The following is a 23825-nucleotide window of genomic DNA, read 5'->3' as shown; positions in this document are numbered from 1 at the left end:
GTCTGTATACCGCAAACCCTATGGCTTGTCTTGCCACCGGGATGCGCTACCATGGCCCTCCCTTTTTTTGTTGCCTGCCACCATGCACTGTCCCTTCTGCGGTGCCAACGACACCAAGGTCATCGACTCGCGTCTGGTCGCCGAGGGCGAACAGGTGCGCCGCCGGCGCGAATGCCTGGCCTGCGGCGAGCGTTTCACGACGTTCGAAACCGCTGAACTGGTGTTGCCGCGCCTGATCAAAACCGACGGCAGCCGCCAGCCGTTCGACGAAGAAAAACTCCGCGCCGGCATGCAGCGTGCGCTGGAGAAGCGCCCGGTGAGTGTCGAGCGCCTCGAATCGTCGCTGGTGCACATCAAACACAAGCTGCGCGCCACCGGCGAGCGCGAGGTCAAGTCCCTCGTGGTCGGTGAACTGGTGATGGCCGAGCTGCAAAAGCTCGATGAAGTCGCCTACATTCGTTTCGCCTCCGTGTATCGGCGCTTCCAGGACCTCAACGAGTTCCGCGAAGAGATCGATCGCCTGGCCCGTGAGCCGGTGAAAGAATGACCACCTCCACAGAGCTTGCCATCCTCGACGCCCATTACATGGCGCGCGCCCTGGAACTGGCGCGCAAAGGCCATTACACGACGCATCCCAACCCGCGTGTTGGCTGCGTGATCGTGAAGGACGGGCAGATTGTCGGCGAAGGCTGGCACGAGCGCACCGGCGAACCCCACGCCGAAGTCCACGCGCTGCGCGCTGCGGGCGAAAAGGCCCGTGGAGCCACCGCTTACGTGACCCTCGAACCGTGCAGCCACCACGGCCGCACGCCGCCTTGCGCCGATGCGCTGGTGAATGCCGGCCTCGCACGCGTCGTCGCGGCGATGCAGGACCCGAACCCGTCGGTGGCCGGTCGTGGCATGCAGCGCCTGGCTCAGGCCGGCATTGCCATCGAAAGCGGTGTGCTGGAAGGCGAGGCACGCAAGCTCAATCAAGGCTTCCTTAAACGCATGGAACATGGCTTGCCGTTCGTGCGGGTCAAGTTGGCCATGAGCCTCGACGGTCGCACAGCGATGGAAAGCGGCGAAAGCCAATGGATCACCGGCCCGGCCGCACGTTCGGCGGTTCAACGCCTGCGCGCCCAGGCCAGCGTGGTGCTGACCGGCGCCGACACGGTGCTGGCGGATAACGCCCGTTTGACCGTGCGCGCTGACGAGTTGGGGCTGGACGCCGAGCAAACCGCATTGGCAATGAGCCGTCCGCCGCTGCGCGTTTTAATCGATGGCCGCCTGCGCGTGCCGCTGGATGCGCCATTCTTCAAGGCCGGCCCGGCGCTGGTCGCCACCTGCATGGCGATTGAAGAACAATACGCCAACGGCCCGGAATGCCTGATCGTGGCCGGCGACGATGGCTTGGTTGACCTGCGCAAGTTGCTGGTCGAACTGGCCAATCGCGGCGTCAACGAAGTGCTGGTCGAGGCCGGTCCACGTCTGGCCGGGGCCTTTGCCCAGCAAGGACTGGTGGACGAATTCCAGATTTTCATCGCCGGCAAGTTCCTTGGCTCTTCGGCCCGACCATTGCTCGACTGGCCGCTGGCGCAGATGAAAGACGCGCCCGAGCTCAAAATCACTGAAATCCGCGCGGTTGGCGATGACTGGCGAGTCATTGCCATTCCTGCGCCATCGGCGAGCGTATAATTCCGGGCCTGCGCCACGCGACGGCCCTGTTCTCGAGGAGGACTTCATGTTTACCGGCATCATCGAATCCATCGGCAGTATTCGTGCATTGACCCCAAAAGGCGGAGATGTGCGGGTCCATGTAGAAACCGGCAAGCTCGATCTGAGCGACGTCAAACTGGGCGACAGCATCGCGGTCAACGGCGTGTGCCTGACGGCCGTTGAGCTGCCAGGCAACGGTTTTGCCGCGGACGTCAGTCGCGAAACCCTCGACTGCACCGCCATGAACGACCTGAAAAGCGGCAGCCCGGTCAATCTGGAAAAAGCCCTGACCCCGACTACTCGCCTCGGCGGGCACCTGGTCAGCGGTCATGTCGATGGCGTGGGCGAAGTGGTTGCCCGCACCGAGAACGCACGTGCCGTGGAATTCCGCATCCGTGCACCGAAAGAACTGGCCAAGTACATCGCCCACAAAGGCTCGATCACCGTCGACGGCACCAGCCTGACCGTGAACGCGGTCGATGGTGCCGAGTTCCTGCTGACGATCATTCCGCACACCCTGAGCGAAACCATCATGGCGTCGTACCAGCCGGGTCGCCGGGTGAATCTGGAAGTGGACTTGCTGGCCCGTTATCTGGAGCGTCTGTTGCTGGGCGACAAGGCCGCAGAGTCAACTGCCGGCAGCACCATTACTGAAAGCTTTCTGGCCGCCAACGGCTACCTCAAATCCTGACCCAAGGGGGTGCCTTGTGGCGCTCAATAGCATCGAAGAACTGGTTGAAGACATCCGCCAAGGCAAGATGGTCATCCTCATGGATGACGAAGACCGCGAGAACGAAGGCGACCTGATCATGGCCGCCGAGTGCTGCCAGGCCGAACACATCAATTTCATGGCCAAGCACGCCCGTGGCCTGATCTGCATGCCGATGAGCCGCGAGCGCTGCGAAACGCTGAAGCTGCCGTTGATGGCACCACGTAACGGTTCCGGTTTCGGCACCAAGTTCACCGTGTCCATCGAAGCGGCCACCGGCGTGACCACCGGCATCTCCGCCGCCGACCGTGCGCGCACCGTGCAGGCCGCTGCCGCGAAAGACGCCAAGGCTGAAGACATCGTCAGCCCCGGCCACATCTTCCCGCTGATGGCCCAGGCCGGTGGCACCCTGGCTCGCGCCGGCCACACTGAAGCCGCCTGCGACCTCGCGCGCATGGCCGGTTTCGAGCCGAGCGGCGTGATCTGCGAAGTGATGAACGACGACGGCACCATGTCCCGTCGCGCCGAACTGGAAGCTTTCGCCGCCGAGCACAACATCAAGATCGGCACCATCGCCGACCTGATTCACTACCGGATGATCCACGAACGTACCGTTCAGCGGATTGCCGAGCAGCCGCTGGACAGCGAACTGGGCCAATTCAACCTGGTGACCTATCGTGATTCCGTGGAAGGCGACGTGCACATGGCACTGACCCTGGGCACCGTGTGCGCCGAAGAACCGACCCTGGTTCGCGTGCACAACATGGACCCGCTGCGCGACCTGTTGATGGTCAAGCAACCGGGCCGATGGAGCCTGCGCGCCGCCATGGCCGCGGTTGCCGAGGCTGGCAGCGGCGTGGTGCTGTTGCTTGGTCACCCGCTCGATGGCGACGTGTTGCTGGCGCACATCCGCGAAACCGCCGATCACGCCGCGGTGAAAAAACCGACCACCTACAGCATCGTCGGTGCCGGTTCGCAGATCCTTCGGGACCTGGGCGTGCGCAAAATGCGCCTGATGTCTGCGCCAATGAAATTTAATGCGATATCCGGTTTCGATCTGGAAGTTGTAGAATACGTGCCCTCCGAATAATGACCGGTTGTTCCCGGCCCTGTATTCGCGGTTCAAATATCACTGAGGGACGCGTAGAAGACGCGTCCCGGCTCTTTAAGAGAACTAACGAATGACCCTGAAGACCATCGAAGGTACCTTCATCGCCCCTAAAGGCCGCTACGCTTTGGTAGTGGGCCGTTTCAACAGCTTCGTTGTTGAAAGCTTGGTCAGCGGTGCAGTTGATGCCCTGGTTCGCCATGGCGTGAGCGAAAGCGACATCACCATCATCCGCGCACCTGGCGCCTTCGAAATCCCGCTGGTTGCGCAGAAAGTCGCTCAGAAGGGCGAGTTCGCAGCCATCATCGCTCTGGGCGCGGTCATTCGTGGCGGTACTCCGCACTTCGAATACGTGGCGGGCGAATGCACCAAGGGCCTGGCCCAGGTGTCCATGGAGTTCGGCGTTCCGGTTGCCTTCGGCGTCCTGACCGTTGATTCCATCGAGCAAGCCATCGAACGTTCCGGCACCAAGGCCGGTAACAAAGGTGCCGAAGCTGCCCTGTCCGCTCTGGAAATGGTCAGCCTGCTGGCGCAGTTGGAGGCCAAGTGATTAGCGACGAAAGCGATCGTTTCAACCCGCGCGATCCAAAGCCTGCGGATGCCGGCAAGCCATCGAAAAGCGTCAAGCGTCGCGAAGCCCGTCAGCTCGCGACTCAGGCGCTGTACCAATGGCACATGGCCAGGCAATCGCTGAACGAGATCGAAGCGCAGTTCCGGGTCGATAACGATTTCAGCGATGTCGACGGCGCCTACTTCCGTGAAATCCTGCATGGGGTTCCCGCGCAGAAAGACCGTATCGACGCCGCACTGACACCTTGCCTGGACCTGACCATCGAAGAGCTGGACCCGGTTGAACTGGCGGTATTGCGCCTGTCCACCTGGGAACTGCTCGAGCGTGTCGACGTGCCTTACCGCGTTGTGATCAACGAAGGTATCGAACTGGCGAAGGTCTTCGGTTCCACCGACGGCCACAAGTTCGTCAACGGTGTACTCGACAAGCTGGCCCCGCGTCTGCGTGAAGCTGAAGTGAAGGCGTTCAAGCGCTGATTGGCGCTTGAACTCTTTGTCTCAGCCATGGGCGAGTTTGAGCTGATCCGCAATTTCTTCGCCGCCGCGCCTTGTGCGCAGGGCGGCGAAGGCGTTGCCCTGGGGATCGGCGATGACTGCGCCTTGCTCGCTGTTCCCCCCGGGGAGCAGCTGGCGATTTCCACCGACACGCTCGTGGCCGGTGTGCATTTCGCAGACCCCTGCGACCCGTTTCTGCTCGGTCAGCGTTCGCTGGCCGTGGCCGTCAGCGATCTGGCGGCCATGGGCGCCACTCCCGTTGCCTTTACCCTTGCCCTGACCTTGCCGACGGTAACCGCCGATTGGCTGGACGCCTATGCCCGTGGTTTGAACCGCATGGCGCAGAACTGCGGCGTTGCGCTGGTGGGGGGCGACACTACCCGTGGGCCGTTGAGCCTGACCATGACCGTGTTCGGGCGTGTGCCAAGTGGTTTGGCATTGACCCGCAGCGGTGCGCAACCAGGCGACCTGCTGTGTGTCGGCGGTGAGCTGGGCAACGCCGCCGGTGCCTTGCCGCTGGTGCTCGGTCAGCGCACGGCTGAAGCCGCCATCGCCGATCCGCTGCTGGCGCATTACTGGTCGCCACAGCCGCAACTCGCGCTGGGCCAGGCGTTGCGCGGTAAAGCCACTTCGGCGCTGGACATCTCCGATGGCTTGCTCGCCGACTGCGGGCACATCGCGCTCGCGTCGAGGGTCGGCATTCAGGTTGAGCGGGACCGCTTGCCGCTGTCGAAGGCCCTAGTGGCCCTCCTCGGTCAATCGGGCGCCGAACACGCCGCCCAGAGCGGTGGTGACGATTACGTACTGGCCTTCACCTTACCGTCCGTCGAGCTGCCGGGGTTGCTGGCAGATGGCTGGCCAATCCATGTGATCGGGCGCGTGGTCACGGGGCAGGGCGTTGTGCTGCTGGATGCCGCCGGACAAGACATCACCCCGCAAGCACGGGGCTATCAACATTTTCGGGAGACACCGTGACAGATCATCCCAAACAGGTTCCGGCGGAATTCGTACCGCCGTCGGTCTGGCGCAATCCCTGGCATTTCCTGGCGTTCGGCTTCGGCTCGGGCACCTTGCCAAAGGCACCGGGCACCTGGGGTTCGTTAGTTGCGCTACCCTTTATTCCGTTGTGGCAGATGCTGCCCGACTGGGGTTACTGGCTGATGCTGGGCATCACCATGCTGTTCGGCTTCTGGCTGTGCGGCAAAGTGGCCGACGATCTGCGGGTGCACGACCACGAAGGCATCGTCTGGGACGAAATGGTCGGGATGTGGATCACCCTGTGGCTGGTGCCGGAAGGCTGGTACTGGTTGCTCGCGGGTTTTCTGGTGTTCCGCTTCTTCGACATCCTCAAGCCGTGGCCGATTCACTGGATTGACCGGCATGTGCACGGCGGTGTCGGGATCATGCTCGACGACGTATTGGCCGGAGTGTTCGCGTGGCTGGCGATGCAGGGGCTGGTATGGATTTTCGCCTGAGTGGCGGAACAGGGAACTAGGATGGCTCGACGCTGGTTGGCTGTGATGGGTTTCGCACTGTTTGCTTCGCTCGCCCAGGCGGGGGAGGCAGTGACAACGCCATCGGTGATTCATCTGGCCAGCGAAGACTGGGAAGACTACACCGCCGCCGATGGCCATGGCCTGGGTTGGGACGTGTTGCGCGAAGTCTTCGAACCGGTCGGCGTCAAACTGGACATCAGGACCGAACCCTACATTCGCGCCATCGGCCTGGCGCAGCGTGGCGAAGTGGACGCCTGTGTCGGTGGTTATCGGGATGACGTCAGCGACTTGCTGTATCCGCGCTGGAATTACGACACCGATCACATTTACGCCCTGGGGCTGGCCAGCAATCCGGTGCCGACGCCGCAGACGCTGGGCAACTACCGGCTGGCCTGGGTCCGGGGTTACAGCTTCCAGAACTACCTGCCCAACGTACGTCGCTATAACGAGGTGATGCGGCGCACCGGCATTCTGTCGATGCTGACCCACAACCGTGCCGACTACTACATCGACGCGCTGACCGAGGTGGATTACGTGCTCCGCTGGACCAAGGATCCGTCCCAGTTCCGGCGCACGCACATCGCGGAATTGCCGCTGTACCTGTGCTTTGCCAATACGCCCAAGGCACGAAAACTGATGGCGCTGTTCGACCAGCGAATGGACGTACTGGTCAAAAACGGCCAGTTGAAACCGATTTTCGAACGCTGGAAACAGCCGTATCCGTTCGACCCGAATTGAACACGGCCTTTGTAGGAGCCGGCTTGCCGGCGATGGCGTCCGTCCAGTCACTAAATTAATCGTCTGACCCACCGCTATCGCCGGCAAGCCGGCTCCTACAGGTTCTGATGCGGGGCTGTGATCAAACTTTTAGATCGTTATGCTCCATAATTCAGCCTAAGCGTCTGTAGGAACCTGCTGTTACAATGCCGCGTCTGCGAATCTCCAGTACTTATTGATCAGGAGCACACCGGTGCCTGTCGTTTTTGTCGCCGCTTCCAAGCTGCCAACGCCTTTTGCGCAATTCACCATGCATGGCTTTCTCGATGAAGAGAACGGGCGCGAGCACGTTGTACTGAGCCTCGGTGAGTTCGACGACGGTGCCCCGGTACTCGGCCGCTTGCACTCTGAATGCCTGACCGGCGATGCCTTGTTCAGCCAGCGCTGCGACTGCGGCTCGCAACTCGAGGCTGCCTTGCAGGCCATCGCCCGCGAAGGCCGTGGCGTGTTGCTGTATTTGCGTCAGGAAGGCCGTGGCATTGGCCTGCTGAACAAAATCCGCGCCTATGAATTGCAGGACGGCGGCGCCGACACCGTTGAAGCCAACGAGCGTCTGGGCTTCGCCGCCGATCAGCGCGACTACGCCATGTGTCTGCCGATGCTTGAGCACCTGGGGGTGAAATCCCTGCGCCTGATGACCAACAACCCGCGCAAGGTCAAAGCCTTGACCGACATGGGTATCGTCGTCGCCGAGCGCGTGCCGCTGCACACTGGCCACAATCCGCACAACAAACTCTACCTGGCCACCAAGGCCAGCAAGCTCGACCACATGATGGGCAACGAGCATCAGGGTGAGGTAGACCGGGCGTGACCCGCGGTCAAGTGCGGCGCCGACTGTCCGTCAGCTGGTGGCAATACCTGGCGCTGGCCCTGCTGCCGCTGTTCGTGATCAACGGCGTGTTTGGCCAGGGCGAGGCGATCCTGCCGGTGCTGGCGATGCCGCTGTTCATCGCCGGTGTGGCCTCGATGTTTGTCAGCCTGAAGTTTTTCGGTGGCTACAAACACGCACTGATCGCCACCCAGAAAGCCCTCGATACCCCTGAAGAGCCCGCCGCGTGGATTGTCCTGGCTGCCAAGCGCCGTACTGCGTTTCTGGCCGCCGGTTTACCGGCCTGGATCGGTGCGTTGGCCGTATTCGTCGGTCTTGAAGCGGTGCCGTTGGTGCTGTTGGCGCTGTCGACCACGGTGCTGTTCTACCTCTACCGTATCCCGCGTCAACTCGGCTGATGCGCCACATCGGGCTGGCGGTTTTGCTGCTGGCCGTCAGCAGCCTGACCTCTGCGGTCGAGCGCGTCGTCAGCCTTGCACCGTCTCTCTCTGAAATCGTCGTTGAGCTGGGTTCGGCTGATCTTCTGGTCGGCGTACTGGATGCCGGCGATCGTCCTGCTGAACTCAAAGACCTGCCTTCCGTTGGCCGTTACGGCCAGTTGGACATGGAGCGGCTGCTCAGCCTCCAACCCGATTTGTTGCTGCTCTGGCCCGGTAGTGTCGGCTCGGCCCAGCGTGAACAACTCAAGCGCCTGAACATCCCCACGTACGTCGCCGACCCCCACACTCTTGACCAACTGACCACGCAAATCGAGGCAATTGCCACGCAGCTTGGCCGGCCCGAGCGAGGTGTGGCATTGGCCGGCGACCTGCGTCAGCGTCTCGATGCACTGCGCCAGCGCTATCGACGGGATGAACCGCTGCGGGTGTTTTATCAGGTCTGGGATCGTCCGCTGTACACCGTCGGTGGCGGGCAGATCATCAGCGATGCGCTGGACGTATGCGGCGCGCGCAATGTGTTTGCCGAGCTGACATTGCCGGCGCCGCAAGTCAGCGTGGAGGCTGTGTTGCAGCGCAATCCCGAGGTGATTCTGGCCAGTGATCAGGCGCAGCTGGAGGCGTGGAAGGCGTGGCCGCAAGTGACGGCGGTGGCGCAGGGGCGATTGCGGTTGGTGACGGATAAAGGGCTGGAGCGGCCGAGTGGGCAGATGATCGAGGCGACGGCCAAACTCTGCCAATTGATTGCGCCCGATCGCTGAGACCGAGGCGCATTCATCGCGGGCAAGCCTCGCTCCTACAGAGGATCACGGTGCTTTGTAGGAGCGAGGCTTGCCCGCGAAGAGGCCCGCCCGAACACCGCAAATGTCAGATCAGATCTCCGGCGTCCAGGTCACCCCAAACATCCACGCCCGACCTTCTTCGCGATACCCATACTGACTGCCCTCATGGCTGTACAACGCCCGGCTGTAACCCTTGTCCAGCAGGTTATCGACCTTCAGCTCAAGCTTGATCTCACGATTCAGCTCCCAACTGCTGCGCAGTCCCAGCAGCGCATACCCGCCCAGCGGCTGCCGATTGTCCTCATCGTCAAAGCTGCTGCTCACCGCTTGCCAACTGGCGCCGAGACCCAGTCGATCAAACTGTCGATCCAGATCCAGGCTCAAGGTCCGCCGTGCACGACGGGCCAGGGTGTGCCCACTGTCGCGATCCCGCGGGTCGATGAACGCCACGCCAAGGTTGCTCTGCCAACCGAACAGCTCCTGCTTCAAAGCCGCTTCAAACCCGTTGATCCGTGCCGAGGCGACGTTCTGCGGGCGGTCGTTGCTGCCGAAGATAATCGCGTCCTTGAGATCGGTGCGATACAGCGAGGCTTCGAGGCGGCTGTTTTCGGTTAGCTGACTGCGCCATTGCAGCTCGTAGCTTTTCGAGGTTTCAGGCTTCAGGCCCGGATTGCTGAAATCCGGGTAATACAAGTCATTGAACGTCGGTGCGCGAAAGCCTTCGCTGTAGGTCAGCAGTACATCGTTATCCGGGTTCAACGGCAGGGTGAAGGTGCCGCTCCAGCTGTTCTGGCTGCCGAACTGCTGGTTCTGGTCGCGGCGCAGGCCCAGTTCCGTGGAAAAGCTGTCGGCCTGATAGCGATGCTGGATAAATGCCGCTCGGTTCCAGCGGCTGTCCTCGTCGAATGCGGTGCTGCTGTTGATGCGGTCTTCGTACCAATCACCGCCGAGGATCAGGCTGTTGCGCGCGTCGAGCGTCAGGTCGTTTTGCCAGTTCACCGAGTCTCGGTAGGTGTTGAACACGCTGCGTTCATCGCTGAGCTTGTCGAAGGTCTGCTCGCGGTTTTCGCTGTGGCCGAACTCAACGCGGGTTTTCCACCGGTCGTTGATGCGCGCATCGAGGTAACTGCTGAGGCTGCTCACCGTGAATTCGTTGTAAGGCTGCTGCTGGACCGATTCGAAGGTGCTGGTATCGAAGCGGCCGAACGGGTTGTCGAACGCGCTTTTTCCACGGTTATCCAGCAAGTTGGCGCCGATTTCGAGGTCATCGGTGAGGGCGTGACTCAGGCTCAGGCTCACCGACTTGTTGCGATACTCATCGTGATCACCATCGCTGGGATACGACGCGTGGGTGCGATTGATCCCGGCGGTCTCATCGAGACTGGCGCCCAGGTTGAAGCGGGTTTGCTCATCGCCACCGGACACGCCAAGGCTGCGCTCCCACGACTGGTTGCTGCCAAAACCCATGTGCAGGCGCGGTTGCAGGCCTTGTTCGGCGCCACGACGGGTGAAAATCTGGATCACCCCACCAATCGCATCGCTGCCATAAATCACCGAGCGGGAGCCGCGCAGCACTTCCACGCGCTCGACTTGCTCGATGTTGATGTGTTGCAGGTTGCTGTCGCCGGAAGTCGAGTTGCCGATGCGTTGACCGTCCACCAGCACCAGGCTCTGAGCGGATTTGGTGCCGCGAATGTAAACCCCCGGCAAGCTGCCGCGCCCACCGGTTTGCCCGACTTGCACGCCCGGCACGCGACGCAGCAGGTCGGTGACGCTGCCCGGTTGCAGGCGGTCGATGTCGTCGCGGGTGAACACGGTGTTGGCGGCGCTGCTGTCGTTGCGCGCTTCGACCTGGCGGTTGGCGCTGATCAGCACGTCGGGCAGTTTCAGGGCTTGATCGCGTTCGAAGGTGTCGGCCAGGAGCGGGCCGGACGGCAGAAGGGTCAGCGTCAGGGCGAGGCGGGAGAGTTTCATGGGTAATCCGTAGCAAACACGGGACTTGTAGGAGCGAGGCTTGCCCGCGAAGAGGCCATAACACTCAACATTTATGTTGACCGTTAGATCGTCTTCGCGGGCAAGCCTCGCTCCTACAGGGGGAGGGGTTACTGAGCTAGCAGTTGCAGGCGTTCGCGGATCGAGGCCTCGATCCCGGCCTCATCCAGTCCACATTCGGCCAGCATTTGCGCGGGCTTGGCGTGTTCGACGTAAAGGTCCGGCAAGCCCAGGTGCAGCACCGACTTGAGGATGTTCTCGCGGGCGAGGAATTCGCTGACCGCGCCACCGGCACCGCCCATGATTGCGTTCTCTTCGATGGTCACCAGCAACTCATGGCTGCCGGCGATTTCGCGAACCAGCTCTTCATCCAGCGGTTTGACGAAACGCATGTCGACCACGGTGGCATCCAGCGTCTCGGCGACTTTCAGCGCCTCGGCCAATTGCACGCCGAACACCAGCAGGGCGACTTTGCTGCCCTGACGGCGAACCACGCCTTTGCCGATTTCGATTGGCTGCAGGTCTTTCTCGATCGTTGCGTTCGGGCCGTTGCCGCGTGGGTAACGCACCGCCGCCGGGCCGTTGTACAGATGGCCCGTGGTGAGCATTTTGCGCAGTTCGTTTTCGTCGCTCGGGGTCATCACCAGCATGCCGGGGATGCAGCGCAGGAACGACAGGTCGAAACTGCCGGCGTGCGTCGGGCCGTCTTCGCCGACCAGACCGGCGCGGTCGATGGCGAACAGGACGTCGAGGTTTTGCACCGCCACATCGTGAACAAGCTGATCGTAGCCACGTTGCAGGAACGTCGAGTAGATCGCCACTACCGGTTTCGCGCCTTCACAGGCCATACCCGCCGCGAAGGTGACGGCGTGCTGTTCGGCAATCGCCACGTCGAAATAGCGCAGCGGGAAACGCTCGCTGAAGGCCACCAGGTCGGAGCCTTCTTTCATCGCCGGGGTGATGCCCACCAAGCGTGGGTCGGTCGCGGCCATGTCGCACAGCCATTCGCCGAACACACCGGAATACTTCGGACCGCTGGCTTTTTTCGGCGCAGCGGCCGGCGCGTCCAGCGGTTCGAGTTTGGTGATGGCGTGGTAACCGATCGGGTCGACTTCCGCCGGGGCGAAGCCTTTGCCTTTCTTGGTGACGATGTGCAGGAACTGCGGGCCTTTGAGATCGCGCATGTTGCGCAGAGTGGCGATCAGGGTCGGCAGGTCGTGGCCATCGATCGGGCCGATGTAGTTCCAGCCCAGCTCTTCGAACAGCGTGCCGGGAACCAGCATGCCTTTGGCGTATTCTTCGGTGCGACGGGCGATTTCCCAGGCGCCGGGCAGGCGCGACAGGACCTTTTTGCTGCCTTCACGCATGCTCGCGTAGGTGCGGCTGGAAAGGATTTTCGCCAGGTAATTCGACAAGCCGCCGACGTTGCGCGAGATCGACATGTCGTTGTCGTTGAGGATCACCAGCATGTTGGCGTCCACTTCCGGCGCGTGGTTCAGCGCCTCGAACGCCATGCCGGCGGTCAACGCGCCGTCGCCGATCACGGCAATCGCCTTGCGATCACTGTTTTGCAGGCGGGCGGCAATGGCCATGCCCAGCGCTGCGCTGATCGAGGTGCTGGAGTGGCCGACGCCAAAGGTGTCGTACTCGCTTTCGGAGCGGCGCGGGAAGGCGGCGACGCCATCCTTCTGGCGCAGGGTGCCCATGCGCTCGCGACGGCCGGTGAGGATCTTGTGCGGATAGGCCTGATGACCCACGTCCCACACCAGCCGGTCGTCCGGGGTGTCGAAGACGTAATGCAACGCGATGGTCAGCTCGATGACGCCCAGGCCGGCACCGAAATGCCCGCCGGTCTGACCGACCGTGTAGAGCAATTCCAGGCGCAACTCATCGGCCAGGGTTTCCAGCTCGGCTTCGCCTAACCGGCGCAGGCCGTCCGGCGTGTTGGCACGGTCGAGCAGGGGCGTGGTCGGGCGCTTGCGGGGAATCTCATGAAACGTCGTGGGCATCAGGCGAATCGTTATAGGTATAGAAGAGGCGGCAGTTTACCTGATGCATCGGCCCCTGCCCACGCGTTGCTCTTTTTTGGCGGATACGCTGTCAGCTGCGCCGTTCGACGATATACCGGGCCAAATCGCGCAATGGCTCGGCGGCCGCGTCAAACGGTCGCAGCGCGTGCAGGGCCTGATCGCGCAGTTCCAGCGCGTAGGCTTTGGCCGCATCGAGGCCGAGCAGGGCCGGGTAGGTCGGTTTGTCGCGCGCGATGTCGGCGCCCTGGCGTTTGCCGAGGGTTTCGGTATCGCTTTCGACGTCGAGAATGTCGTCCTGCACCTGGAAGGCCAGGCCGATGGCCTGTGCATAAGTCTGCAAGGACTTCAGTTCGTCTTTCTCGGCCCGGCCGCTGGCGAGGGCGCCGAGTTTGACGCTGGCCTCAATCAGCGCGCCGGTCTTGTGCCGATGCATGTATTCGAGGGCTTTCTGATCGAGCTTCAAGCCGACCGAACCGAGGTCGATGGCTTGACCGCCGACCATGCCGGCCGGCCCTGCTGCCAATGCCAATGCGCTGACCATTTGCAGGCGGATCTCAGCGTCCGACGAGCTCAGGCGCGGGTCGAGCAGGGCGCTGAAGGCCAGGCTCTGCAAACCGTCACCGGCGAGAATCGCGCAGGCTTCATCGAATTTTTTGTGGGTGGTCGGCTGGCCGCGACGCAGATCGTCGTCGTCCATCGCCGGCAAATCGTCGTGCACCAGCGAATAAGCGTGGATCAGTTCCACCGCGCAGGCAGCGCCGTTGGCTTGCTCGGGCTTGCCGCCCAGCGCTTCGCACGCTGCGTAGGCCAGCAGAGGGCGCACGCGCTTGCCGCCGTTCATCACGCTGTAGCGCATGGCTTCGTAGAGCCGCGCGAGTTCCGGGCTTGGTGCGTTGAACAGGGTTTCCAGTGCCGCGTTGACGCGGGCCTGGCTCGTCGCCGAATACGCTGCAATCATTCTGGTTGATCCGCGTCGAAGGGTTCCTCGGCGAGCTCGCCATCACGTTCGAGCAGCACTTGAACCTTCTGCTCGGCCTGGGCCAGCGCTGCCTGGCAATCACGGGTCAGACCGATGCCTTGCTCGAAAGCCGTCAGCGAGTCTTCCAGCGACAGTTCGCCGTTCTCCAGTCGCTCTACCAGCGTTTGCAGGTCGGCGAGGGATTGTTCGAAATCCAGTGCAGCTTTTTTGCGGGCCATGGCGGCGATTTCCGGTTGACGTTAAACCGGCGCGACACTAGCAGACATGGGGGTTATGGGCAAATGAGGGCATTGTTTGTTGTGCGGTTGGTTGGGGGGATATCCGTTTTTGCGGTAACGGCTTCTATTGGTTCCGCCCTTACGGCGGGTCACTTGGAGAAGCGCCAAGTAACCAAGCGCTTTTGCCCCTTTCGTTCGGTGCCTCGCTGTGGCTCGGCATGCCCTCGCTCCGGTCCTGCTCCGTGGGCCCGCCGCGATCGGCCATCCTTGGCCGTGCGCGGCTAACCCGGCATCCATGCCGGGTTGCCCACTGCGCAGAACCTGCGCTCGGCCTCTCGAGGGGGCGTGTACCTCAAGATCAAAAGCTGAAGGCGAGCTAACGCTCGGCCTGATGAGTGGTGAGAGTCAAAAGCGTACGCGCCCCCTGTAGGAGCCGGCTTGCTGGCGATGGCGGTGGGTCAGTCAACGTGTGTATTGACTGGACGGACGCTATCGCCAGCAAGCCGGCTCCTACAGTTGATCGTATTTATCCAAACGCATGTGCATTTCCCTTGTAGGAGCCAGCTTGCTGGCGATAGCGGTGGGTCAGGCAATGAGTGCGTGACTGAACGGACGCCATCGCCGGCAAGCCGGCTCCTACAGGGGGATGCGTACGAACAAAGAGCCAGGTCGGCTGGCAGGCCGCCTCGCTTTGGCTTTTGCTTGGCTTTTGATCTTGATCTGCCCCGTCGGAAGGCCGAGTGGAGGTTCTGCGCAGTGGGCAACCCGGCATGGATGCCGGGTTAGCCGCCCCCGGCCATGGATGGCCGATGGCGGCGGGCCCACGGAGCAGGACCGGAGCGAGGGTATGCCGAGCCTAGGCGAGGCACCGTACGTCAGGGGCGCAGGCGCTTGGTTACTTGGCGCTTTTCCAAGTAACCCGCCGTAAGGGCGGAACCAATAGCCGCCGTTACCCCAGTAATGGATATGTACACCAGCAAAAAACTCGTCACCAGACACACAGCCTTCGCGAGCAAGCCCGCTCCCACAAGGTGCCGGATACACCCGCAGGACCACCCCCGCTAACTGCGTTCTCAGGTAACAGCACTACTGCAATGACGAGGATTATTCAGCCCACATCCAACAAACACCGTGATCCCTACCGCAATTCAAGATGTATCCGATTGTTAAAAACCCGCCAAATGGCTAACCTTCGCGCCTTCTACGACCCAATAGTCACGGGTCTTTCTGACGAAACGCAGTATTTGGATCTGTAACGCGCCGAGGATCAGGCGCAAGGTTTCGTTATGCATGGCAGGAGGCATCACATGCGTTCATTTCTTCTATTGCTGATGGGGTGGGTCTGCGCGACCGCAGCCTGGGCCGAGCCGACAGCCGAACTGTCGGAACCGGTGGGCGGCTGGCGCTACAACGGCCTGCTCGATCGCAGCGAAAACCCGCAAGTCGCCTACCCGACGCCGCCCATCGACCGGGGCGTGCAGCGCAATCGCACGATGATCGAAGGCCAGCTCAAGGCCATCGGCACTCAGCGCGGGCCGCACACGCTGGCGGTCAACGGCAATCCTCTGAACCTGTACACCGACGACCAGGGGCGTTTCGCCCGGCCGTATGCGTTTGGCGCAGGCTCCAACAGCGTCGAAGTGCGCAGCGCCGAAGGCCAGTCCCTCAAGCGTGTCCAATTCTATGAAGCCAACAACCTGCGTACCCCGGCGCGGATTCGCGTGGTGCTGGGTTGGGACGATCCGAAAGCCGAACTCGACCTGCACATCATTACCCCCGACGGCCAACATGCGTTCTGGGCTCGCCCGGCGATGAGCAACGGCGGCGGCCTCGACCCGGACGGCGTCGACGGCCCCGGCCCGGAAATGTTCACCATGACCGCGCCACTGCATGGCACCTATCTGGTTTACGTGAACTATTGGGGCAACTTCGGCAGCGGCGGCTATAACTTCGATGAGACCAGCAACCAGAACGAGGTGATCACCTCGCAGATCAACCTGGTGCTGAACGAAAACACCGTCGACGAAAAACGCGAGACCTTCATCGTGCCCCTGCGCGCGATCGGTGACCTGCTGCTGGTCAAGACTTTCAACTATTAAGCATCCCGCACCACGGATGAACTGGGCGTTGTGAACATGAGCGATAACACTGTTACCCCGGCTGCTGACGCACCTGCTGCCAAACCTTCCCGGCGCTGGCCGTTGCTGTTGGGCGGGCTGATCCTGGTGGCTGGCGTGGCGGCCGGACTTGGCTGGTTCATGCACAAACCCAAGGCGCCGGCGGCGCAATTGGCCAGTGACAAACTGGGCATGAGCCGCCCGGACGGTCTGCTTGAAACCCGCTCCTTGAGCCAATTGCCCAAGGACTTGCTGGCGGTGCCGTTCCTCAAGGAAACCCTGACCGAAGATTTCGTCTTCTATTACGAAGCCCATGCCGATCGCCTCGGCTTGATCGGCAGTCTGCGGCGGATCATCTACGAACATGACCTGAAGTTGCAGGACAGCCTGATCGAGCAGCTTTTCGATCAACCGGCGGATGTCGCGTTGTGGCGCGGGGCGGATGGTCGCCTGAAAGACTTTTTGTTGGTGATGGATCGCGGTGGTCTGGCCAAGGTGCTGGAGCCGCTGGTCAAAGTAGCGCTGGATGATTCGCAGCTGACGCAACTCGGTGACATCAAGGTCGCCGGCGAGACGGTGCCGCTGTATCAGCTCACCTACAACAACAGCAAGGCGCTGCTGTTTGCCTCTCATGGCGACAAGCTGGTGGTGCTGTCCAATCCTTCGAAACTGTACGACAACAGTAATGGCCCGATCGATGAGCCTGGGATGGTTTCGACTCAATCGCTGGAAGCATTGCTCGGCGGTCAGAAACTCTTCCCCGAAGCCTTCGGTCTGCCACTGCGCGCGCCGGAAGTGAAACAGCGCCTGTCGGTCAATTCCAGCGTGCTGGCCATGGGTTACCAGCGGTTCATCCCGAACTTCGCCGGCCTGCGTTTCGACATGGACGACAAGGGCTGGCACAGCTTCCTCGCCATGGACGAACTGGAAAACCAGCCGGACTTCGATTTCAAACCGATCTGGCAAGCCATGCCGATGGGCGCCAGCGCTTGCGTGGCCTTGCCGCTCGCCGCCGAACAACAGAAGCCGTTGCTGGTGAAACTCGGTGCCGAAGAAACCGTGGCCCAGGCGCTGACCGAGCACATGGCCGGTGCCGCCGGCCTGTGCTGGTACGCCGATTCGCGGCTTTACACGCCGCTGCTGGTGGCCAGTCTGAATGACGACGACAGCGCCAAACTCGACGGTGACCTGGGCAACCTGTTCAGCTCGATGGTCGGCGCCTACGAAGGCAACGTCGAAGAGCACGCGTTCCCGGTGGTCGAGAAACAGGAGGGTGAAAACCGCCAGTGGCAGCGTCAGGTCAGTTCCAATTTCGGCCCTTACAAAGCCAAGGACGCCGAGGACCCGAACGCGATCACCGGCAAGGCCTTCATGCGCGTGAGCCTGGCGCGCCACGGTTCGACGCTGCTGTTCTCCCTCGACGACAAGCTCGTGGACAAAGCCCTCGGCACCCTCGACAAACGCTTCCCGCCGATGGCCGACGTGGTGCCGAAAGACCTGTTGATGCCGGTCTACTTCGGCCCGGATTCCATGGCGCAGCTGATGCAACAGGAAACCCTCGACAGCCTGCCGCAGGACATGGAGCCGGTGTTCTACAACGCCGCGCAAACCTACCTGATCCCTAAACTGCGCAAGCTCGGCGGCTACGGCAAATACGCGCTGACGTTGCCGGAAGGCAGCGAGCCCGACGGCCATTGGCAATGGCTGCCGCTGGAATGGAAAGCGCTGTGACCGCACTTATCCGAGGCCTCGGCCTGCTGGCGATGTTGCTGGGCAGTCGGGCATTTGCCAGTGACGCCGCGCCGCTCGACGTGCAGCAATCCCAGGTGTTCCGCGCCTGGTTCGTGCGCATCGCCCAGGAACAACTGACCCAGGGCCCGAGCCCGCGCTGGTATCAGCAGGACTGCGCGGGGCTGGTGCGTTTTGCCGCCAACGAAGCGCTGAAAGTCCATGACGACAAATGGCTGCGCAGCAATGGCCTGTCCAACCGCTACCTGCCGCCGGAGCTGCAATTGAGTGATGCCCAGCGTGGCCTCGCCCAGCAATGGCAGCAGGGCGGCGGCAAGGTCGGGCCGTACGTCAACGCGATCAAACTGATTCAGTTCAACAGCCATCTGGTTGGCCGCGACCTGGCGCAAGCCCGGCCCGGCGACCTGATGTTTTTCGATCAGGGCGACGACCAGCACCTGATGATCTGGATGGGCCGCTACATCGCCTATCACACCGGCACCACCACCCCCACTGACAACGGCATGCGTTCCGCGAGCCTGCAGCAACTCATGACATGGAAGGACACCCGATGGATACCCGACGCAGCCAACCCCAACTTCATCGGCGTCTATCGACTGAACTTTCTCTCCCAATGACCGGTGCCCGCATGCTGCGTTTTCTGTCTCTACTGTTGGTATTGGTCCTGCCTTTTTCGGCAGTGAATGCCGAAGACACCGTCGAACCGAGCGGCTACACGCCGGTGGCCGGTGAAAGCTTTTTCCTGCTGGCGGACAGCAGTTTTGCCAGCGACGAACAGGCGATGGTGCGCCTCGAAGCACCGGGCCGTGACTATCGTCGTTTCCGCATGGAGCCTTACGGCGGTGCGGACATTCGTGTGTACCGCATCGACAAACCGCTGGATTTCCTCAAGCGCCAGAAGAACCTGCACCGCGTGGTCAGCGACGGTCAGTTCAAGGGTGAAGGCCTGTCGAATACCCTCGCGTACCTGTGGGACAACTGGTACCGCAAATCCCGTCGCGTGATGCAGCGGGCGTTTTCCTACGAGTCGCGTAAACAAGTCACCGAGGAAGTGCCGGAACTGAAGATGGGCACTGCCATCGCCGCGCCAACGCCTTACGACGCGCAGCCGCAATTCGCTCTGATCCCGGGCCTGCCAGTGGTCAGTCAGTTCCGTTATCCACTGTGGCAAGCCAAACCGATCCAGCCGCCTGAGGGCGTGAACCTCGCCGGTTCGTCCAGCGAGTTCGTCACTGTCGCGCCGGGCAATGTGTACGTCCCGTTGGGCAACCTGAAGCCGGGCCTGTACCTGGTGGAAGCGCTGATCGGCAAGTACCGTGCGACCACCATGGTCTTTGTTTCCAACACCGTGGCCGTGAGCAAGATTGCCGGTGATGAACTGCTGGTCTGGGCGGCGCGTAAACACGAAGGCAGTTCGGTGCCGAAGGTTAATGTGCTGTGGACCGATGGCCTCGGCGTGATGAGCAGCGGTGCCACCGATGCTGATGGTTTGCTGCGCCTGAAACACGTCAGCCCGGAGCGTTCGTTCGTGATCGGCGAGGACGAAGAGGGCGGGGTGTTTGTCTCCGAGAACTTCTATTACGACAGCGAAATCTACGACACCAAACTCTATGCGTTTACGGACCGGCCGCTGTATCGGCCGGGGGATTGGGTGTCGCTGAAAATCGTCGGTCGCGAGTTCAAGAACGCCCGTGACTCGGTGTTGCCGACGGCGGCTGATGTGAATGTCACGGTGCTCGATGCCACCGGCACCGCGCTGCAAACGCTGGCGCTGAAACTCGATTCCAAGGCCGGCACACAAGGTCGTTTTCAGCTGCCGGACAACGCGGTCGCGGGCGGTTATGAACTGCGTTTCAGCTACAAGGATCAGGCCTACAGCAGCGCCTTCCGCGTGGCTGAATACATCAAGCCGCACTTCGAGATTTCGCTGAACCTGGCCAAGCAGGATTACCGCACTGGCGAACCGGTGAAAGGCAGTCTCGTGCTGTTGTACCCGGACGGCAAACCCGTCGCGAATGCCAAGTTGAGCCTGAGCCTGCGCGCCCAGCAACTGTCGATGGTCGATAACGAGCTGCAATACCTGGGGCAGTTCCCGGTGGAGCTGACCAGTACCGAACTGACCACCGACTCCAAAGGCAACGCGACCCTCGACCTGCCCGCCGCCGAGAAACCGAGCCGTTACATGCTCACCGTTTTCGCCAGCGATGGCGCGGCGTATCGGGTCAAGACCACCAAGGAAATCCTCATCGACCGTGGCGCCGCGAGTTTCCGCTTGAACGCACCGCAGCGCTTCAGTGCGGTGGGCGACAAGGTTGCATTCAGCTACCTGAATGAGGGTGGCAGCGAGCAAAGCAAAGCGGTCACGCCGAGCGGCTACAGCTGGGTGCGTCTGGAAGATCAGACCACGGGCGAAGGCAAACTGGCAGCAAGCGATAAAGGCTTCACCTTGGCCTTCGAACGTCCGGGGACTTACAACCTGACGTTGAAGGATGACCATGGTCGCGTGGTCGGTGCGACCGGGCATTCGGTCACTGGCGATGGCGTCAAAGCCGTGCCCGGCACCGTGGAAATCGTCCTCGATAAACCCGAGTACAAGGCGGGCGACGAAGCCCTCGCGCTGATCACTTTCCCTGAGCCTGTCAGCGATGCCTTGCTGTCGCTGGAACGCGACAAGGTCGAGGCCACCGCGCTGATGTCGAAGGGCGGCGACTGGCTGAAAATGGAAAAACTCAGCGACACCCAATACCGCGCGCGCATTCCGGTGAAGGATAATTTCGCGCCGAACCTGACGTTCTCGGTGTTGTACACCAAGGGTGGCCAGTACAGCTTCCAGAACGCCGGCATCAAGGTGGTTGCGCCGCAAATCGACGTCGCCATCGTCACCGATAAAGAGGTGTATCAGCCGGGTGATACGGTGTCCGTTGACCTGACAACGCAGTTCGCCGGCAAGCCGATTCCGGCGCACCTGACGGTCAGCGTTGTCGACGAAATGGTCTACGCGCTGCAACCGGAAGTTGCGCCGACCATCGACCAGTTCTTCTATCACCCGCGCCGCAACAACGTGCGTACCAGCGCCAGTCTGTCGTTCATCAGCTACGACGTCGCGTTGCCGGGCAGCCCTGGTGCGCCGGGCAAAGCCAACCGCAGCGAGCGTGGTGTGAAAGTGCTGGAGCGGCCGCGTCGTGAAGACGTCGACACCGCCGCGTGGCAGCCGGAATTGATCACCGACGCCAACGGCAAAACCCGCTTCACCTTCAAAATGCCGGACTCGCTGACCCGCTGGCGCATCACTGCTCGCGCCATCGCCGATGACGGTCAGGTCGGGCAGAAAAAGCAATTCCTGCGCTCGGAAAAACCGCTGTACCTGAAGTGGAGCGGCCCGACCAAATTCCGCAGTGGCGACAAACCGGACCTCGGCGTGTTCGCCTTCAGCCAGGCGGAAAAACCGGTCAAGGCTGAATTGGTGATTCATTACGCAGGTGCCGAACAGCGCGTGCCCGTGACGCTGAACAACGGCATCAATTACATCGCGCTGCCGGCGTTTGCGTTGTCCAGTGGCGAGTGGACCGCCGAGCTGGTGCAGGACGGCAAAACCGCTGACGCCCTGGCCGTGCGTCTGACCGCGACCGGCGAAGGTTGGCTCGTTACGCAGAGTCAAAGCCTGGACGTGGCCAGCGGTGATACGCCGCTGACCTTGCCGGCAGACGCAACGGACATTCGCCTGCGTCTGGATGACAGCCCGCAAGCGCTGTTCCGTTCGGCACTGGATGATTTGCTCAGTTATCCGTACGGCGGCGTCGAGCAGACGGCCAGTCGTTTGTTGCCATTGAGCATTGCCTACCCGACTTTGTCGTCGAACCCACAGATCCGCGATCGCTTGCGCCTGATCATGCAGAACAGCCGTCTGCGCCTGGTGCAAATGGCCGGGCCATCGGCGAGTTTCACCTGGTGGGGCATGGACGGTGAGCCGGACGCGTTCCTCACCGCGTACGCCTATTACGCCGACTGGCACGCCAGCAAAGCGCTGGAACTGAGCCTGCCGCCGGAGCATTGGCAGCGGGTGCTGGAGGTCTATTCGAAGCAGGCGAAAAACACGCCGCTGTTGCAGCGTGCGTTGATCCTGTCGTTCGCCAAACAGATGCAATTGCCGGTCAACACGTTGCTCAGTGGTTTGATGGATGACCTGGCGAAAGCGGGTGAGGGCAATGCCGCGACGCTGATGGAGGATGGCGAAGACAGCATTGTCATGAGCGATCCGGATTCGGCGTTGGGCCTGGCGGCGGCGCGTGCGTTGACCGCTTCTTTGGCGAAGCAGTCGAAGGTCAATCTGCCGGATGCTTTCAACCGACAACTGGCCGACGCGCAGCAGCGTCTGGCCGTCAGTTCGCAGCCGTTTGCCGAAGCCTTGAACCTGTCGCTGCAAAGCTTCGATCAGGCTCATGCGCAAGCGTTGTTGCAACGTTTGTTGCCACAGCAATCGACCCTGGAACGCGCATTGGCGCTGACCTGGTTGCAACGCAGCATCGAGCAGGCTTCGCCCACCATCGCACTGGCACCGGGTGAAGGCTGGAAGAAAAAATACGGTGATACCGGTGAGATGTATTGGACGTGGCAGGGCGCTTCGTCGGTGCCGGCAGTGCTGGCGCTGAGCGGGACGCAAGAGCGCCCGTTGCGTGCCGCGTTGAGTTTCCAGACCAAACAACCGCCGGTTGATCCGATGGCGGTGACCATCACCCGTCGCTTGTCGCGTCTGGTGCCGGGTGATGAAGCCTTCACCTTCAAACTGGAAGCGGTGGGCACCAAGCCGTTGTCCAGCGACAGCCTGTATCTGGACGAAGTGATCATCACCAGCAAAGCCGCGAAACCGCTGCGCTACGGCATGATCGAAGTGCCGCTGCCACCGGGCGCGGATGTCGAGCGCACCACGTGGGGCATCAAGTTGATGGGCAAGGCCGGCACTGAACCGACGGCGCTGGAGAAGGCGCGCTTCGAACCGGGGCAGATGGCTTACGCAATTCCGGTAGATGCCTTGAGCGGCGAATTGCGTTTGCGTCACTTGGTGCGCTTCTCGCAGAAAGGCCAGTTCAACCTGCCGTCGGTGCGTTTCACTCAGGTCTACGCGCCGCAGCATCAGGCTCAGGAACAGAAACCGGCGCTTGGTCAGGTCACGGTCAACTGACATGACCCGGCGTTTGCTTTGGTGGCTGCTGTGTTTGATCCCTGCGCTGGCGACGGCGCAGGACGAGCCGCTGCGTCTGGGCTTCAAGGGTGAATTGCTGTCGCTGAGCCGGACTCAGGTGATTGCTCGCGAGCCGTTGCCTTCGGATTTGCAAACGCCATTGGGCAGTCTGTGGAAGTTGTTTGTGTACGGCTGGCTGGTGGATACCGGCGCCCGTGAGCCCGCGTATGAGTGTCGCGGGCAGTCGAAAGAAGAAGTCTATTGCTGCACCGCAGGCGGCAAGATCGAGCGTGATCAGGCGCTGGTGAAGTCCTGCGGCTTGTACTTCGAACCTGCGCGGTTGGGCATTGCTGGCGCTGATTGGCGCACGTATTGGCAGGCACGGCAGGCACCGGAGTGGTTGCTGGACTTGCCTTCATTGCAGCCATCCACGCGAGTGTCGGTGGTTGAATTGCTTAAAGTGCTGGCCGTGATGCCCGCGCAGGATCAGGCTCGGCGAGTGTTGCTGGACGTGGTGTTGAATGCCGCCGACGGCAATGTCGTGGGCGAACTCGGTGGCCGATTGCGGGTGAAAACCTGGAGCTGGTTGGGAGATCAGGATCCATCGTCGCGCCAAGGTGGGTTTGCCGGTTGGCTGGCCGATGGCACACCGATCTGGGC

The 23825-nt window shown here is 61.9% G+C and carries 21 protein-coding genes; 17 read left to right on the top strand and 4 right to left on the bottom strand.

Annotated features, from left to right (window positions below; translation table 11 throughout):
• The first annotated feature begins 82 nt into the window (after window positions 1-82).
• The 12 genes from nrdR to KGB25_RS24660 all read left to right on the top strand — a co-directional run bounded on the left by nrdR (window position 83) and on the right by KGB25_RS24660 (window position 8880).
• Window positions 83-547 (top strand): transcriptional regulator NrdR, encoded by a 465-nt coding sequence (gene nrdR / locus KGB25_RS24715; protein WP_003228656.1) that lies wholly within the window; start codon window positions 83-85, stop codon window positions 545-547.
• Window positions 544-1677 carry a bifunctional diaminohydroxyphosphoribosylaminopyrimidine deaminase/5-amino-6-(5-phosphoribosylamino)uracil reductase RibD gene (gene ribD / locus KGB25_RS24710; RefSeq protein WP_008042947.1) on the top strand — a complete coding sequence of 378 codons (1134 nt, stop codon included), beginning with the start codon at window positions 544-546 and terminating at the stop codon, window positions 1675-1677. Before nrdR ends, ribD begins: the two co-directional genes overlap by 4 nt.
• 46 nt (window positions 1678-1723) lie before the next feature.
• Window positions 1724-2389 (top strand): riboflavin synthase, encoded by a 666-nt coding sequence (locus KGB25_RS24705; protein WP_096514815.1) that lies wholly within the window; start codon window positions 1724-1726, stop codon window positions 2387-2389.
• 16 nt (window positions 2390-2405) lie between these two features.
• The gene (gene ribBA / locus KGB25_RS24700; protein WP_008033745.1) at window positions 2406-3497 is read left to right on the top strand and encodes a bifunctional 3,4-dihydroxy-2-butanone-4-phosphate synthase/GTP cyclohydrolase II; all 1092 of its coding nucleotides are present in this window, start codon (window positions 2406-2408) and stop codon (window positions 3495-3497) included.
• A gap of 91 nt (window positions 3498-3588) precedes the next feature.
• Window positions 3589-4065: a 6,7-dimethyl-8-ribityllumazine synthase gene (gene ribE / locus KGB25_RS24695; protein ID WP_003228649.1), complete on the top strand. Its 477-nt coding sequence runs from the start codon at window positions 3589-3591 to the stop codon at window positions 4063-4065.
• Window positions 4062-4562, top strand: coding sequence for a transcription antitermination factor NusB (gene nusB, locus KGB25_RS24690; RefSeq protein WP_008042952.1), 501 nt, complete (start codon window positions 4062-4064; stop codon window positions 4560-4562). The genes ribE and nusB overlap by 4 nt, the downstream gene beginning before the upstream one ends.
• Before the next feature lie 27 nt (window positions 4563-4589).
• Entirely contained in the window at window positions 4590-5555 is a 966-nt protein-coding gene (thiL, locus tag KGB25_RS24685; RefSeq protein WP_223437099.1) for a thiamine-phosphate kinase, read from the top strand.
• Entirely contained in the window at window positions 5552-6055 is a 504-nt protein-coding gene (locus tag KGB25_RS24680) for a phosphatidylglycerophosphatase A (RefSeq protein ID WP_008033735.1), read from the top strand. The genes thiL and KGB25_RS24680 overlap by 4 nt, the downstream gene beginning before the upstream one ends.
• A gap of 21 nt (window positions 6056-6076) precedes the next feature.
• Window positions 6077-6814, top strand: a complete 738-nt coding sequence (locus tag KGB25_RS24675; protein ID WP_192228072.1) for a substrate-binding periplasmic protein — start codon at window positions 6077-6079, stop codon at window positions 6812-6814.
• 232 nt (window positions 6815-7046) lie between these two features.
• Window positions 7047-7664 (top strand): GTP cyclohydrolase II, encoded by a 618-nt coding sequence (gene ribA / locus KGB25_RS24670; protein WP_008033730.1) that lies wholly within the window; start codon window positions 7047-7049, stop codon window positions 7662-7664.
• Window positions 7661-8080: a hypothetical protein gene (locus KGB25_RS24665; protein ID WP_008033728.1), complete on the top strand. Its 420-nt coding sequence runs from the start codon at window positions 7661-7663 to the stop codon at window positions 8078-8080. Before ribA ends, KGB25_RS24665 begins: the two co-directional genes overlap by 4 nt.
• Window positions 8080-8880: a cobalamin-binding protein gene (locus KGB25_RS24660; protein ID WP_223437097.1), complete on the top strand. Its 801-nt coding sequence runs from the start codon at window positions 8080-8082 to the stop codon at window positions 8878-8880. The genes KGB25_RS24665 and KGB25_RS24660 overlap by 1 nt, the downstream gene beginning before the upstream one ends.
• A 111-nt stretch (window positions 8881-8991) precedes the next feature.
• Here KGB25_RS24660 and KGB25_RS24655 read toward each other — a convergent pair whose 3' ends face one another.
• The 4 genes from KGB25_RS24655 to KGB25_RS24640 all read right to left on the bottom strand — a co-directional run bounded on the left by KGB25_RS24655 (window position 8992) and on the right by KGB25_RS24640 (window position 14120).
• Window positions 8992-10875, bottom strand: a complete 1884-nt coding sequence (locus KGB25_RS24655) for a TonB-dependent receptor domain-containing protein (RefSeq protein WP_223437095.1) — start codon at window positions 10873-10875, stop codon at window positions 8992-8994.
• Window positions 10876-11003: 128 nt separating this feature from the next.
• On the bottom strand, window positions 11004-12902 hold the full coding sequence (gene dxs, locus KGB25_RS24650; RefSeq protein ID WP_008042966.1) for a 1-deoxy-D-xylulose-5-phosphate synthase: 1899 nt from the start codon (window positions 12900-12902) through the stop codon (window positions 11004-11006).
• Between the two features lie 91 nt (window positions 12903-12993).
• Window positions 12994-13881, bottom strand: coding sequence for a (2E,6E)-farnesyl diphosphate synthase (gene ispA, locus KGB25_RS24645; RefSeq protein ID WP_008042967.1), 888 nt, complete (start codon window positions 13879-13881; stop codon window positions 12994-12996).
• On the bottom strand, window positions 13878-14120 hold the full coding sequence (locus KGB25_RS24640; RefSeq protein ID WP_007894317.1) for an exodeoxyribonuclease VII small subunit: 243 nt from the start codon (window positions 14118-14120) through the stop codon (window positions 13878-13880). Before KGB25_RS24640 ends, ispA begins: the two co-directional genes overlap by 4 nt.
• 1307 nt (window positions 14121-15427) lie before the next feature.
• On the opposite strand from KGB25_RS24640, the gene KGB25_RS24635 reads away from it, so the two are divergent.
• The 5 genes from KGB25_RS24635 to KGB25_RS24615 form a co-directional block, all read left to right on the top strand.
• Complete coding sequence (locus KGB25_RS24635; RefSeq protein ID WP_223437093.1) at window positions 15428-16219, top strand: YfaP family protein; 792 nt, start codon at window positions 15428-15430, stop codon at window positions 16217-16219.
• Window positions 16220-16255: 36 nt separating this feature from the next.
• A complete protein-coding gene (locus tag KGB25_RS24630) occupies window positions 16256-17968 on the top strand; it encodes a DUF2138 domain-containing protein (RefSeq protein ID WP_223437091.1) in 1713 nt (570 codons plus the stop codon).
• A complete protein-coding gene (locus KGB25_RS24625) occupies window positions 17953-18603 on the top strand; it encodes a DUF1175 family protein (protein ID WP_207285473.1) in 651 nt (216 codons plus the stop codon). The genes KGB25_RS24630 and KGB25_RS24625 overlap by 16 nt, the downstream gene beginning before the upstream one ends.
• Window positions 18600-23165, top strand: coding sequence for an alpha-2-macroglobulin family protein (locus KGB25_RS24620; RefSeq protein WP_223437089.1), 4566 nt, complete (start codon window positions 18600-18602; stop codon window positions 23163-23165). Before KGB25_RS24625 ends, KGB25_RS24620 begins: the two co-directional genes overlap by 4 nt.
• 1 nt (window position 23166) lies before the next feature.
• On the top strand, window positions 23167-23825 hold a 659-nt coding region (locus KGB25_RS24615), incomplete at its 3' end, for a DUF2300 domain-containing protein (RefSeq protein ID WP_223437087.1).

This window comes from Pseudomonas sp. BF-RE-21, assembly GCF_019947305.1.
In the GTDB taxonomy this organism is placed as follows: domain Bacteria; phylum Pseudomonadota; class Gammaproteobacteria; order Pseudomonadales; family Pseudomonadaceae; genus Aquipseudomonas; species Aquipseudomonas migulae.
This window is presented reverse-complemented; position numbering and strand designations above follow the sequence as displayed.